This window comes from Histophilus somni 2336, assembly GCF_000019405.1.
In the GTDB taxonomy this organism is placed as follows: domain Bacteria; phylum Pseudomonadota; class Gammaproteobacteria; order Enterobacterales; family Pasteurellaceae; genus Histophilus; species Histophilus somni.
This window is the reverse complement of the sequence record NC_010519.1, coordinates 1,333,541-1,347,137: the sequence shown is the minus strand read 5'-3', so window position 1 is coordinate 1,347,137 and position 13,597 is coordinate 1,333,541. Positions and strand designations below refer to the sequence as shown.

18 protein-coding genes and 1 pseudogene are annotated in these 13,597 nt (G+C 32.8%); 4 read left to right on the top strand and 15 right to left on the bottom strand.

Annotated elements, in window-relative coordinates; genetic code table 11:
• Window positions 1–7: 7 nt before the first annotated feature.
• From HSM_RS11015 to HSM_RS06155, 4 genes are all read right to left on the bottom strand, one after another.
• On the bottom strand, window positions 8–370 hold the full coding sequence (locus HSM_RS11015) for a hypothetical protein (RefSeq protein WP_012340367.1): 363 nt from the start codon (window positions 368–370) through the stop codon (window positions 8–10).
• Window positions 371–495: 125 nt separating this feature from the next.
• Window positions 496–1,071 (bottom strand): hypothetical protein, encoded by a 576-nt coding sequence (locus tag HSM_RS11010; RefSeq protein WP_012340366.1) that lies wholly within the window; start codon window positions 1,069–1,071, stop codon window positions 496–498.
• On the bottom strand, window positions 1,058–1,270 hold the full coding sequence (locus tag HSM_RS06160) for a helix-turn-helix domain-containing protein (RefSeq protein ID WP_003033056.1): 213 nt from the start codon (window positions 1,268–1,270) through the stop codon (window positions 1,058–1,060). Before HSM_RS06160 ends, HSM_RS11010 begins: the two co-directional genes overlap by 14 nt.
• Window positions 1,257–2,198 carry a hypothetical protein gene (locus tag HSM_RS06155; RefSeq protein ID WP_012340365.1) on the bottom strand — a complete coding sequence of 314 codons (942 nt, stop codon included), beginning with the start codon at window positions 2,196–2,198 and terminating at the stop codon, window positions 1,257–1,259. The genes HSM_RS06160 and HSM_RS06155 overlap by 14 nt, the downstream gene beginning before the upstream one ends.
• Window positions 2,199–2,682: 484 nt before the next feature.
• On the opposite strand from HSM_RS06155, the gene HSM_RS06145 reads away from it, so the two are divergent.
• On the top strand, window positions 2,683–3,207 hold the full coding sequence (locus tag HSM_RS06145; RefSeq protein ID WP_431308817.1) for a hypothetical protein: 525 nt from the start codon (window positions 2,683–2,685) through the stop codon (window positions 3,205–3,207).
• On the opposite strand, the gene HSM_RS06140 is transcribed toward HSM_RS06145, so the two are convergent.
• From HSM_RS06140 to HSM_RS06110, 8 genes are all read right to left on the bottom strand, one after another.
• On the bottom strand, window positions 3,133–3,402 hold the full coding sequence (locus HSM_RS06140; RefSeq protein ID WP_012340362.1) for a hypothetical protein: 270 nt from the start codon (window positions 3,400–3,402) through the stop codon (window positions 3,133–3,135). The genes HSM_RS06145 and HSM_RS06140 overlap by 75 nt on opposite strands.
• 190 nt (window positions 3,403–3,592) lie before the next feature.
• Window positions 3,593–4,432, bottom strand: coding sequence for a TIR domain-containing protein (locus HSM_RS06135; RefSeq protein ID WP_012340361.1), 840 nt, complete (start codon window positions 4,430–4,432; stop codon window positions 3,593–3,595).
• Window positions 4,433–4,505: 73 nt separating this feature from the next.
• On the bottom strand, window positions 4,506–5,117 hold the full coding sequence (locus HSM_RS06130; protein WP_041605092.1) for a DUF6037 family protein: 612 nt from the start codon (window positions 5,115–5,117) through the stop codon (window positions 4,506–4,508).
• A 90-nt stretch (window positions 5,118–5,207) separates the two neighbouring features.
• Window positions 5,208–5,561 carry a TraM recognition domain-containing protein gene (locus HSM_RS06125; protein WP_256692751.1) on the bottom strand — a complete coding sequence of 118 codons (354 nt, stop codon included), beginning with the start codon at window positions 5,559–5,561 and terminating at the stop codon, window positions 5,208–5,210.
• 27 nt (window positions 5,562–5,588) lie between these two features.
• Window positions 5,589–5,906 carry a hypothetical protein gene (locus HSM_RS11345; RefSeq protein WP_203414990.1) on the bottom strand — a complete coding sequence of 106 codons (318 nt, stop codon included), beginning with the start codon at window positions 5,904–5,906 and terminating at the stop codon, window positions 5,589–5,591.
• Window positions 5,890–6,333: a hypothetical protein gene (locus tag HSM_RS06120; RefSeq protein ID WP_012340359.1), complete on the bottom strand. Its 444-nt coding sequence runs from the start codon at window positions 6,331–6,333 to the stop codon at window positions 5,890–5,892. Before HSM_RS06120 ends, HSM_RS11345 begins: the two co-directional genes overlap by 17 nt.
• Window positions 6,334–6,415: 82 nt before the next feature.
• Complete coding sequence (locus HSM_RS06115; protein ID WP_041605090.1) at window positions 6,416–6,691, bottom strand: CD1845 family protein; 276 nt, start codon at window positions 6,689–6,691, stop codon at window positions 6,416–6,418.
• Window positions 6,692–6,709: 18 nt separating this feature from the next.
• Window positions 6,710–7,000: a hypothetical protein gene (locus HSM_RS06110; protein WP_012340358.1), complete on the bottom strand. Its 291-nt coding sequence runs from the start codon at window positions 6,998–7,000 to the stop codon at window positions 6,710–6,712.
• A gap of 15 nt (window positions 7,001–7,015) precedes the next feature.
• On the opposite strand from HSM_RS06110, the pseudogene HSM_RS11285 reads away from it, so the two are divergent.
• Window positions 7,016–8,249 (top strand): annotated as a pseudogene (locus HSM_RS11285) (TonB-dependent receptor plug domain-containing protein).
• Window positions 8,250–8,595: 346 nt separating this feature from the next.
• On the opposite strand, the gene HSM_RS06090 reads toward HSM_RS11285, so the two are convergent.
• The 3 genes from HSM_RS06090 to rlmE all read right to left on the bottom strand — a co-directional run bounded on the left by HSM_RS06090 (window position 8,596) and on the right by rlmE (window position 12,315).
• Window positions 8,596–9,393, bottom strand: coding sequence for a LicD family protein (locus HSM_RS06090; protein WP_012340356.1), 798 nt, complete (start codon window positions 9,391–9,393; stop codon window positions 8,596–8,598).
• Window positions 9,394–9,725: 332 nt separating this feature from the next.
• Window positions 9,726–11,555: an ATP-dependent zinc metalloprotease FtsH gene (gene ftsH, locus HSM_RS06085; RefSeq protein WP_012340355.1), complete on the bottom strand. Its 1,830-nt coding sequence runs from the start codon at window positions 11,553–11,555 to the stop codon at window positions 9,726–9,728.
• 130 nt (window positions 11,556–11,685) lie between these two features.
• Window positions 11,686–12,315 carry a 23S rRNA (uridine(2552)-2'-O)-methyltransferase RlmE gene (rlmE, locus tag HSM_RS06080; RefSeq protein ID WP_012340354.1) on the bottom strand — a complete coding sequence of 210 codons (630 nt, stop codon included), beginning with the start codon at window positions 12,313–12,315 and terminating at the stop codon, window positions 11,686–11,688.
• A 202-nt stretch (window positions 12,316–12,517) separates the two neighbouring features.
• On the opposite strand from rlmE, the gene hutX reads away from it, so the two are divergent.
• Together hutX and hutZ are read left to right on the top strand one after the other, a co-directional pair.
• On the top strand, window positions 12,518–13,012 hold the full coding sequence (gene hutX / locus HSM_RS06075; RefSeq protein ID WP_011608876.1) for a heme utilization cystosolic carrier protein HutX: 495 nt from the start codon (window positions 12,518–12,520) through the stop codon (window positions 13,010–13,012).
• Between the two features lie 17 nt (window positions 13,013–13,029).
• A complete protein-coding gene (gene hutZ, locus HSM_RS06070; RefSeq protein ID WP_011608875.1) occupies window positions 13,030–13,551 on the top strand; it encodes a heme utilization protein HutZ in 522 nt (173 codons plus the stop codon).
• Window positions 13,552–13,597: the final 46 nt, after the last annotated feature.

Sequence of the window (13,597 nt, the reverse complement as noted above, 5' to 3'; positions counted from 1 at the left end):
TTTCCTCCTATCCTAAAAAAGTTTCTGAAAATACATTTATATCCCACAATTCCTTATTTATATTATATTTTTTACCTTTATATACCATATAATTTCCTTCTTCTGTATTTTCTTCTTTATCTTCATATTTATAAAATAAAGTCCAGTTTTCGTTTTTCATTGCTCTATCTAAAAATGATTTTTTAATCGTCCTTGTCAAGACAACCACATCCTTTTGAGTATCCTCGAATACTGTATTAAAATGCTGGTCATTAAAACCATATCCATAAATAAATATAGAAAAATTCTTTTTAGAGTCTGTTATCAATTCATTAAAAATTTCCCTATGACATCTAAAAATACCGTTAATCATTCCTGACTTATATTTCATACTGCCTGGTGTAATAATATCTATATAGCACTTGTTATCTTTTAGTAACTTATAATCATTAATCTGATATTCTCTCTCATTCTTTTTTATCCAATTAACTGATCCATGTGGCTTAAATAATCTTACTAAAGGAACGCTTTTAGAAAAAAATCATAAGGTTGCTTTAGTATATTTGCATTAAAAGTTTGATACATATTCCCCGAAAATCCTAATGTAGTTGATAGTTTTAATTTATCGCAAATTAGTTCTACAATTCTGTCATAATTAGGAGTCATTATATCGATTACTTGATTATTTACACTTACAGTTCCTAATAAGTACTTTAATAATTTTTCAAATCCGGAAATTTCATTTAATATATTACGATGCTGATTATATTCTTCATCTAAAATAAATTCACTCGTTATCTCTCGAATTATTTCCACAAACGATTCTTCACTTATTGAAACATCTAATAAGGCTGCTTCTAATCCTTCATCTTTGATCTTCCCTTTATATTTGTTCCACTGCTTCTGTAACTCTAAATCACCGATACTTTCAAACGATTCCTCCAATTTTTCAGCCAATTTTGACATTCCCGGAATATTCATTGCAATAGAAAGCCCTGTTCCAACTATTAATTTGGGGAAATTTACACCTGATAGGTATCGCTCCTTAATATCCATAAATATTGGTTCAAATTCTTCACTATCTATATTCATCACTACACTCCATAATTTCTTCAATACCACAATCCAAAGTATTGCAAATTCTAAGTAAAACATCCGTCGTTATATTCTGCCCATTCTTCATTTTGTAAAATGTGCTTTTACTTATTTTTGCCTTTTCCATCAATTCATTATTTGTCATATCTAAATCAATAAGTTTTTTGAATAGTCTTTTATAGCTAAATACTCTCATCTATATTATCGTCCTCTATAATTGCATTTAGAACCAAATATGGCTCTTTTAGTTTAATAAAATCGTCTAATTTTGTTCTTCTTCCAAGATATAAAAAATCCATAATATCATTAAATTCTTTTATTTCTTCACTATCCTCATCTATAATTCCATATTGCTTGTAATACGGCAATGCACCTTCAAAATCAATGTATAAATGACCTTTTGAATCTATTTCATTTCCGATTTTCATAATTTTATCAATACACAACTCATACATATTTTTATAAGGCAAACTAAGTCTAATGATTTCTGCGATTTCTATCCCTTTATTTTTTGCAATCTCAGCAAATCCCTTATCTGACATCGCATTTAAATTAATCAGGTTATCTTTTTCTTCCTCAGTCCATCTAATGGCTTCTTCTCTACTAAATGCTTTAACAATTGCTAACGCTAATTTATCAACAACATGTACATTGTTAGGATATTTGCTGTATAAAAATATTAGCACCTTATATCGTACTATTGGTGGTAACAATGAAAATGACTGCAAAACATCGTTTCTTGATCCAAATTTATAAGTTTCAAAATAATTAATAAGCATAAAAGAAAGCATATCCAAAAGCTTATCAACAATTATATCAAATTCATTAGATGTAACCTCTTCTAAATACTCAGTATGTGTAAATTTATTACCATCCTTTTTAATATTCTCTAACGCTTCTTTTAAAAACTTACTATTTTTAAGAGTATCAATTTTTTTAGATATTTCATTCGCACCAATCGTCATCTTTTGACTTGGGTCAATATCTAAAATTTTTCTCACTATCACTTCTGCATACTGGCGAATGGTAGCAATTTTATTTCGATTAGATGTCTCCGAATAAAAAATATCCCCCATTAAATCTTTTGCTAATATTTGATATTTTTCATTATCAAATTTTTTCATTCAACAAACTCCCTTCAAGAAAACTAATATTTGTTACATTATACCATAAAATATACTTTTTTCATAAATATATTCTCTTTATTCGAACTCTTGCAAACAAAAAAGAGTCGGTGCAGTCCTAAGACCACACCGACCGTAAATTTATCTCTCTGCTTCTTTGTTTGCTTCTTTCTTTTCTTTTGGCTTTTCCTTATCTTCAGCCTGATACTTTTTGATAGCTCCAAGTACAGATTCTTTCTTTTCTTCCTGTCCTTTCATCTGTTCTTTTGCCTTTAAGAGCTTTGAAGAAAGTATTCTAATGTTAGTATGTTCCTTGCCTTTATCATCAACGGAAGTTCTAATCTGACCAAAGCCGTCTATTTTAGGACAGATAAGAGCTTATCAGGAAGAAAGTAAAACGGAAGAAAAACACACTACAAAAGAACAGGAATTTTTAAGATAAGGGGAGGGCAACCTCCCCTTTACCATGAAGGGAGATAAAAATATGGATTACAAAACAATAAGAGATAAAATTGAAGATATGGTAAATGATAACCACAAGGACTTTATGAAGGCGATTATAAGCATGGAAAAAGGTATCAATGATGAAAGTGCTCTAGACAAGCTCTATGATGCTTATATGGACAATGACAGCCTTAATTTGCTACATGAGGAATTTGACTATATGATTGAGGATTTAAGAGAACAGGGACAGATAAAAGACTTACCTTATGTTCAGGAAGAAAAGGATAATCTTATCAATATTGTCGGAAATATCGTTGGAGAGGTTGATGTAGTTGAAAGGGAAAATAAGAACAGAGAAGCCTTCAAGGTAGCGAATTTTTCCGTAGTATCCAAAGATGATGATGGTAACAAGATATATCATAATTGCTCCGCTTATGGAGAAAAGAGTGATATTCCAAAAGACTTTAAGCAGGGAGATTTCGTTAAGCTCTTATCCTCTGTTTTCTGCGTAGCTTCCTCTTCCCTCTTTTTCACGCTTCTTAAAGTAGCCGAATACATGAATTAAATCGCCCTTTTCAAAGGATTTTGCTTTATCCGCTTTTTCTCCATAAGCTGCACAGTTGATGTACTCCTTTCCCTTTCCGTACTTTTTTACAAGCGTGAAGTTTGCAACTTCCACTTTCTCTCCTTCATTTTCAAAACTTGAGAAAGTAGGCTCTGCCAATAAGTTGGCGTTGATGTTAATCATTTCTTGCTTCATTTAAAAATTTCTCCTTTTCTTTTCAATAAAAAAAGCGACCGGAGTTTTTCTTTTCCAATCGCTAACGCTCATACTATTTAATTGTTTCCTTAGTGGGACTTCTGATCCTTATCATCTTGCCTCCTGATTTTGAGTAATAAAAAAGCAGCAAATCTATCTTTTAGACTTACTGCTTAAAACATTACTATAATTACATAAACAAATTGAAATCCACTTCATATCCAGAACTTTTCATTTCTTTTGCAAGTGGTATTTTCCACCCGCCATTACTATCAAAAGTTATATAAACAACCCCTGATATATCATTCGGTTTTTCAATGTCATCTTTTACTAAAGCACATACATTATTTCTTCCCAATTTAGAAATTAAAAATCCATGTTCAAAAACCACGTTCTGTCTTGCTCTACTCTTTATCTCCTTAGGACTATCTTTTTCGTAACCTTTATCACACGGAGTATATAGTACAATTCCAAAACCAACATTTGTGTATTTTTCTATTTTTTCAATGATAGTCATACCCAAACTTGACTGTTCGTGTAATATGATTGGTTCAAAGCCCATCTTTTCTATGAAACGTGCAACTTCTTGCTTAGTTTCATTATCTCTTCCATGAACAATAAACACTTTATTTTTATCTTTTCCTATTATTTCATCTTTATGCCTATCCAATATTGTATGTTGTGTTTTCTTACCTTCATCAAGTAATTCTTTGGTTACGTCAGTTATATATTTATCATATGTAAGTATGTCATTCGGTGACACATACATTATAAGTCCCTGTGGCATATTATCATTTTCATATTGAGATAACGACCTAACTGTTTGTTCCGTTGTCATTACCTTCAGCCTATTTATTTCTCGTTTATTTAACATATAACCATTAAAAACAAATTCCTCATTGTTAAGATATGGAATGACTATATCATTTAACACCTCATCCCTTGATTCCACATCTAAAACTGTAATTTCTTTATTTTGATTTGACTTGCCAATCTTTTCTTTAATTTCAACTAAAACTTGATAATACAATTGCAAACACTCCTTTCACAAAATATAAAATAATAAATCATGTTATTATGTCGCTATATCAACTAGATTATAATCAATTATTTATTGCAAATTTCTTCAATATTTCTGCATCATCATTTTCCTTTTCTGGATATATCGAAAAACAAAAGCTTACACTTTTATCATCCTTAAAATGCTCAAACAATGATTTTCTTAAAAACTTTGCTTTATCTGCATTAAACATGGTTCTTTTTTGCCCCTCTGGATTTCTCTTTACATTCCTACAATATATCTTTCTTGGATCTTCTGCATCACTTATACTTAATGAATTTACCATAGATATTTTTTCTATTTCAGAAATATGGTTTGGAACACTAATAGGAATATAACGTCCAAAATAATCAGTAAACTGGCTTAATATGTCACCTAAATTTTCTGCATATTCTATTTCAAAGTATTCTCTCATAGTTCTTGTATCTACTAATAAACTATGACTATTTGCTTCACAAACCAAATCATTTGACAAATCATTTGATCTCATAAAATGTAATTTTACCAAGGCATATTTATTTTTCCTTGGTTCATTTTCAACAAATCTTTTTACTAAAACGATATACTCAATGTCCTTGTAGTTAAAAATAAAACTACATATTGTCCAATCAAGCCTTTCCATATCCTTTTTTAGTAGCTTTAAGTTTTCTAGCACAGTTTTACCTCCTCAGGATATATTATCTAATATTTTAAAATGTATATATATCATTATATCAAATATACCCATACAGTGTAAAAATAACTGCTAAAGCCTTATAATTGAAGTATTTTTATTAAGCTTGGCTTTACCTTTTCTCTTGATATAGTCTTCAATATTAAAGATATTTTTCTTATCATAATCTTCTAGGAGCTTATAATTCTTGTGCTTTGTAATATCGTATTTATCTGAAAGAAAAGGTCTGACACCTCTAAGCTGAAAGATACATTTACCACCATCCATTACAGTAATCTCATCTTGGCTCATAAGCTCCTTACCTGTCTTTTGGTAATTAAGTCCAAAGCTCTTTTGATTACTCCTTGTTTCCGATGTGTTATATAAATCTATCGTTTCTTTTCCCAGTGTTTCAGAAAGTTCCTTTAATGTGGTCTTTCTTGCCACCAAGAAACAAGGTACTATCACAGTTACCTACGATTGTATCAGCGTTATCCTTATAGATTGAGTAAGCAAGATATTGTTTTGAAACTTTTCATCCATATACGGCTGAATATCTTTTGCAGTTCCCCATCGTGCTGATCCATACTCTTTCCCCTGCCTGAATTTTTTTGCATTTTTACCTTTTGTATAGACTATAAATTTAATTAAAACTGCTACTCCCACGCCCATTAAAATATCAGTTGGATGAATACTCGGGATCTCTGGTAACGGTTCATGCAATTTGCCATAATGCGTTGGTAGATTTTCATTGAATGCATCAGTGCTATATGCATCATTGCATTGGTGCATTTTGCCCTAATGCATTGTGCATGGTATTTTGACTTTCTTTCTCTAAAATGCTTCTTTCATGTTCCAGCTTTTTCTTATTCAATTCAAGATATAATTCTTCTAATTTTTCATCATTTATCGTATACCATTTTGTTTTATCTCTTGGATCTTTATTATAGTTTCCAACCAAAAGATAACCCGCCTTTTCAAGTTTGGCAAAAGTTCTTTTTACTGTATCAACACTCATATAGTCAAAATCATTTTCTTGCCATGCCCTTATAGAATTGTATGTCCAATATTTCTCATCATGATAGTTTTTACCGGACTTCTTATTTATCTCAATCCAATAGTTTATCTGTTGCAATACTAAGGCTTCATTTAACCCTAATGCTCTTGCTAATGCTTTATTTGCAACAATAGGCTGTTCATCAAATAAATACATACTCATATCGTCGCCTCCTTTCTTTTCAATTTTTAGCATGAAAAAAGACGATAGTATTTTATCTATCGCCTCATTAGTTTCTTTATATTTATTTCAATCTATCTCTTGCAAATTCAATATATGCTGTAACCCATAATGCAATTTTAGGTAATCCATAGGGACTTATCAAAAATGCTATTATCAGTGCTTGAATAAAAGTAGTTGTGTCTTTTTGCACAAGTGCTGCAATCGAACCTAATACCACTAAGAATGATAATATTCCTAAAATCATTCCACTAACGCTGATTATAAATTTTAGAAAAGAAATTAGTATTGATAGAAGTAATATTATTGGAAACAAAATTATTTTTATTATCCATCTCATAAATACCCTCCATTTCTACTAAATCATTTTAAAATGCTTTAACGCATCCATGATAGCTTCCTCTTTTTCCGGTGTGCATTGTGGAATAACCTGTTTCTCTTTTTTTGATTTATTATAATGCTCCCTCAGTACAATTCCACATTTCTTTTTAATCTGTGCAATATAGAGTTTCGAAACCTTTAAATCAAATTTTTCCAATATATATTCCTTGATTTGTGCATAAGTCGCTTTACTTTCGGCACTTGTCAAATCAAGCTCATCAAGCTTAATTTCAACATCTATATGTTTATCGACATCAAGTTTGGACAATAATGCTACCGTCTCATCACTATATTGCTTTCATCTACGTTTTATACAAGCAAATTAATCGCTCAACAATACGACGCTCTTCCTGTCATCTTAGTTCAAAATGAACAGTATGATATCGGACGTTCAACACTATTAACAAAAAATATTGACCGACAGCAAGCTGACAATGCCGCAGCCTTAGTTAATGTTTTGCCTGGTGTCAATATGTCAGGTTCACCTAGACCGGGAGGTCAAAATATCAATATTGGGGATTTGGTGATAGTGAAGATGTCCGTATTGAATTAGACGGGATACAAAAAAACTTTGAAAGATATCGTCAAGGATCTGTATTTATAGAACCGGAATTACTGCGTCGGGTGGAGGTTGATAAAGGAAGCTTTTCTACAAAATATGGGAATAGCGGATTTGGTGGAACCTTAAAATTTATAACTAAAAATCCGAGCGATTTTCTCAATGAAAATCAAAATATAGGTGGATTTGCTAAATATAGTTACCATACGAATGATAAACAGAATATTTGGAGCGGTGCAATTTTTCTACGCAATCAAGCAAAAAATCTGGAGGGCTTATTTTACACGACCGTTCGTAATAGTCAAAACATAAAACGCCCTGACGGATCTCGTTTCTTATACTCTGAAAATGACAATAAGAGCTATTTATTAAAAGTCAATTTTTATCCTTCAGATAAGCAAAAATTTACGCTTTCAGCTGTACGCTCCAATAACTCCGGTTGGACACCGTTTGCCGCTATGCGTGATAATTTACCCTCACCAAGTATATCCGACATAAAGAAATGGGGAGAAGATATTGCTTGGAAAAGGAAACTGGTATATCGCAAACTGACTGACGAAAGTGTCTCTCTAGACTGGGCTTACATATCAGATCATCCTTTAGTTAATCTAGAAGCAAAGATTGGATAGCAGAGATCCCTCCTCGTAAGGCAATAATGACATTAGGTACAAACCTACCCAAATGGAATATATCAATTGGTTGGCAAGGTGAGTTTTTCCGTCGACAAGATAGATCACCTATTGATAATGATCCGGATGCGGGGTATTGGTCACTTCCTAAATCCAGTGGCTACTCATTACATCATCTATTTGCCATATGGGAACCTAAGAAAATACACGGAATGAAGCTTTCTCTAAGCATAGACAATATCTTTAATCGCAAGTACAACCCTTATCTAAGTGAAAAAGTTTCAGGTGTTGGACGTAATGTTAAGATGAGTATTTCAATGAAATTTTAATAATAGGAAACATGACCAATGTTACTGGCTATACCTAAAAATCGGGCTAAAATCTAATGGACGAAGGTGATACTTTTTCAATTAACTAAAAAATGTATCACCCCACTAACCTTTTAATAGCATTACACATGTTATTTCAGATCTACATTATCTTTAAAAAATAAAAATTACAGAAATTTATTACAAATATTATTTGTATCAAACTAAAAGGACTGGGTCTATTTAACATACAAAATCCAGTCCTTCAATTAATCTAACTTACAACATTTTGTTTCTCTAAGTTATCTATTGTTTTATTGTTTGCTGTTAATTTAGATAAAAAAATAAGCCATAAAATTTTGTAACCTCACTCTTTCCAATATACTTCTATTCCATGCTTAGGAGATCTTTCATCTTCCGGCGGTAATGTCATATAATCACCGTAATAATCTGTTAAGTGCTGATGATAATATTCCGTTACATAAAAATATTTATTCTCAAACTTAACTTTTTTAAACGACCGAAAATATTCTTTAGGCATATAAGATTTTTTCCAGCAAGCATAGTCAGATAAAAAAAGACCGATATTATCACTGTTTTTTTCATTGTACGTTTCTCTTAATCGACTGAGATTAGCTTGCATTTTTTCATAATAAATTTGTGATAATTTACCAAATATTTTTTTACAACCACTCTTATCTTTAGCTCGATAAAAACGTTTCCTTAAAGACTTAAACCTAAGTGTTAATCTACGATGCTTCTTCATAGATTTATACAAAATACCTAAATCACTAGGCACATAATCTAAAATAAAAATATCTATAAATATATGACTTGCCCTATGTTTTTCTGATAAATAAGTTCTCTCATCATAAATTTTAGCCATTTCCCCCACAACATCCCCATCAAAAGTTTCAATAGGAGATATTTTATAGAAATTATGTGATAATTTATTCCAAACTGAGACAAATTTTTGGTATTCACTCCACAGCATATATACATCAATATCATCGTCCCAAGGAATAAAACCTTGATGCCTAATTGCACCAATCAAAGTTCCCCCCCCCAGTGAATACTGTATATTATGTGCTTCACATATATGATGAAAATAATCCAAAATATCTAAAGAAATCATTTGTAATTCTTTTAAAAAAATTTTTTTCATAACTATACTCTCAGTCTTTATATTTTTTAATCACATTTATTTTTCAATAAAAAACTCAGTAACGATAAAAAATAAACTTTATCTAAATTGCAATAAAAATAGGGGCTATAGTAGATCGCCCCTATTATTATGTTTTTTTCAATATTCTTAACTGTTCTTCCGCCGTCTCGTAACAAAATCCCAAAGTCATACTCTACCCAAAATAAAGAATAATTGTTTGGGGTTACTTCTGTTACATTACCGACTTTCAACCCCTTTCCCTTATTAAAAAATCAGAACCTACGACATAGTCGGAACATTTTACTAAACGTTGCCAAAACTACAAATAAATTTTACTCATTATTAGTCCAACCTGCAGGAGCAACAACCGGTTCTCTATTCATTAATTGCCTAATTTGATCTTCTTCAATGGTTTCATATTTTACTAAAGCATCTTTCATTGCATGCAAAATATCCATATTATCAATCAGAATTTGTCTTGCTCTTTGATAATTACGATTCACTATTGATCTTACTTCTTCATCTATCGTATGTGCGGTTTCATCAGACATATGTTTAGCTTTCGCCATTGACCGACCTAGAAACACTTCGCCTTCATCTTCTGAATATAAAATCGGTCCCAATTTATCTGAAAAACCCCATTGAGTTACCATATTACGAGCAATGTTGGTTGCCACTTTAATGTCATTGGAAGCACCGGTTGAAATATTTTCTTCACCGTAAATAAGCTCCTCAGCTAAACGACCCGCATATAACGTAGAAAGCTTACTTTCTAGTTGCTTTTGACTAATACTGACTTGATCCCCTTCCGGTAAAAAGAAAGTTACGCCTAAAGCACGTCCTCGAGGAATAATAGTCACTTTATGTACGGGATCATGTTCAGGTACTAAGTAACCAACGATTGCATGCCCTGCTTCGTGATAAGCGGTACTCTCTTTCACTTTATCGGTCATAATCATAGAACGGCGTTCTGGTCCCATGTTAATTTTATCTTTTGCTTTTTCAAACTCTAACATGGTAACCAATTTCTTATTAGTACGTGCGGCAAATAGTGCGGCTTCATTCACAAGATTAGCTAAATCCGCACCTGAATATCCCGGTGTACCACGAGCTAATGTCATTGCATCAACATCATCCGCCACAGGCACTTTTCGCATATGAACTTTTAAAATATGCTCACGACCACGTACATCCGGCAATCCAACAACGACTTGACGGTCAAATCGTCCTGGACGAGTCAACGCAGGATCAAGTACGTCAGGGCGGTTCGTTGCCGCAATCACTATTACACCTTCGTTGCCTTCAAAGCCATCCATCTCAACAAGCATTTGGTTCAAGGTTTGTTCACGTTCATCATGCCCTCCTCCAAGACCTGCACCACGTTGACGACCGACCGCATCAATCTCATCAATAAAAATCAAACAAGGTGCATTTTTCTTCGCTTGTTCAAACATATCACGGACACGGGAAGCACCTACACCAACAAACATTTCTACGAAATCAGATCCTGAAATCGTAAAAAATGGTACTTGTGCTTCACCGGCGATAGCTTTTGCTAATAAGGTTTTACCTGTACCGGGAGGTCCAACCATTAAAATTCCTTTTGGAATTTTACCACCTAACTTTTGGAATTTGCTTGGATCACGTAAGAAATCAACGATTTCACCGACTTCTTCTTTAGCCTCATCACAGCCTGCAACATCGGCAAAAGTAGTTTTAATTTGTTCTTTCGTTAGCATTTTGGCACGACTTTTACCAAAACTCATTGCTTTGCCGCCACCGCCTTGCATTTGACGCATAAAAAAGAACCAAACGCCAATTAATAAGATCATTGGAAACCAAGAAATTAAAATTTGCGATAAAAATCCCCGTTGCTCAGGCAAAGCACCATCAATTTTCACCTTTGATTTAATCAGATCATCTAATAACTTACGATCTTCTAACGGTGTAGGAAGAACTGTCGTATATTTTGAACCATCTTTTTTAGTTACAAAAATTTCACCGACCTCATTAAATTTAGTGGCTGAAACTTGGTTATTTTCTACATCGCTAATAAAAGTGGTGTAATCAATTGCGTTATTTGATGAGTTTCCACTAAAACTCTGATAGGCTGTCATCATGACGACAGCGACTACGATCCAAAGGACTATATTTTTCACCATATCGTTCAAGGTTTGAACTCCATATTTCAGTAATTAAAAATTTTTCATAAGATACTATAAATCTATTTGGATTTAAAGTTATCAGATTAATTGGCTATTATTTATTAATAAGACAACAGACCAGTTATTTCTATCCCATATAACCCATAGCTACGATATATACCTCACGGGATCGTCCACGTGATGCCTCAGGTTTACGTACTTTAACTGTGTTAAATAATGATCGAATTTCCTTTAAATAGTCATCAAACCCTTCTCCTTGAAAAACTTTAACGACAAAACATCCATTTGTTGCTAAAACTTGTTTACACATATCAAGGGCAAGTTCAACTAAATACATTGCTCTAGGAATATCTACCGCTGGCATACCGCTAAAATTTGGTGCCATATCAGACATAACCACATCTACTTTTTTCTCACCGACACGCTCCAATAAAGCCTGTAATACATTTTCATCACGGAAATCGCCCTGTAAAAAATCAACACCGACGATTGGATCCATTTCCAAAATATCACAAGCAATTACTCGCCCCAGATCTCCAATTTGTCTAACAGCATATTGCGACCAACCTCCTGGTGCAGCACCAAGATCAACAACCGTCATACCATGTTTAAATAAACGATCTGATTGCTGAATTTCGTCCAATTTAAAATAAGCTCTTGAACGAAGTTTTTGCTTATGTGCCTTTTGCACAAAAGGATCTTTAAAATGCTCATTTAACCAACGGCTGGAGCTTGCTGAACGTTTTTTCTTTCCCATAATTTTTTAATTCTTGTAGCAGTTTTCGTAATATAAGGTTGTTATTTTAGACTTCAAGTATCTAAAAAACGTTAAATTAAAAAATTATAATAATTATCGATTCAACTCCACTTCTCCCCTCTTTTCAAAGTAGATAAATTCAAATACAATTAAGAATAATTATCATTTATGAAATGAAATTTCTAATTTAAGTAAAACTTATATGCACACATTAAAACAGCAAATCGCAGATTACATTGCTCAAAACCCTCTTTCTATCACGCTTGAGATGGCGGAACATTTTCAGCAACCGGAAGGCAATATTCTTTGTGCATTACCTGAGGAATTTGTGCGAATTTTCTCTGCTGAAAGAGCGGTGGAAATTATGACTGAAATTAGCGAATGGGGAACTTTTACAACCATTATTGAAAAAGAAGGTTCAATTTTTGAAATTAAAGATCGTTTTCCAACAGGTATGGTTGGGCGTGGTTATTACAACCTCAACATGAAAGATAATGAAGGCACCTTACATGGCCATTTGAAACTCAGCAATCTCGCCCAAATCGCATTTGTCAGTTTGCCATTTAGAGGCAAAGAAAGTTACAACATCGCCTTTATTGCTAACAACGGACAAACCATTTTTAAGGTCTATCTTGGTCGTGATGAACAACGTCAGTTATTCCCGCACCAAGTAGAAAAATTTAAGCAATTTATTTAATTAACGAGGAAATCAAAATGACAGCAACAAACCGTCAAGAAGTATTACAAAATCGATTAGGCCCAGAAATTCAAGAATTAAAGGCACAAAGCAAAACCATTATGTTAGCCACCGTTGGACAAGATGGTACACCTAATGTGAGCTATGCCCCATTCGCCATTTCTAATGGAGAATATCAGGTTTTTATTTCAACTATTGCCCGTCACGCACGTAATTTACAGGAAGTACCTAAAGTTTCCTTAATGCTTATTGAAGACGAAAGTAAAAGTCGTGAGATTTTTGCTCGCCGTCGTTTATCTTTTGATGCCACATCTCGTGTGATTGAACGTGAAACCGAAGAATGGAAAGCAAGTATTGCTGTTCTTAGAGAACGCCATGGTGCATTAATTGATGAAATTAGTACTTATAAGGATTTTTATTTATTTAGTTTTAAACCGATTCAAGGTTTATTTGTAAAAGGTTTTGGTCAAGCTTTCCAAGTAAGTAATGAAGATTTAGTGAGCTTCGTTCATTTGGTTGAAGGCCATCAAAATACTTAATTTTTAATGCAAGGCAGAAATATGTTTGAAATTCATGCACCTCATA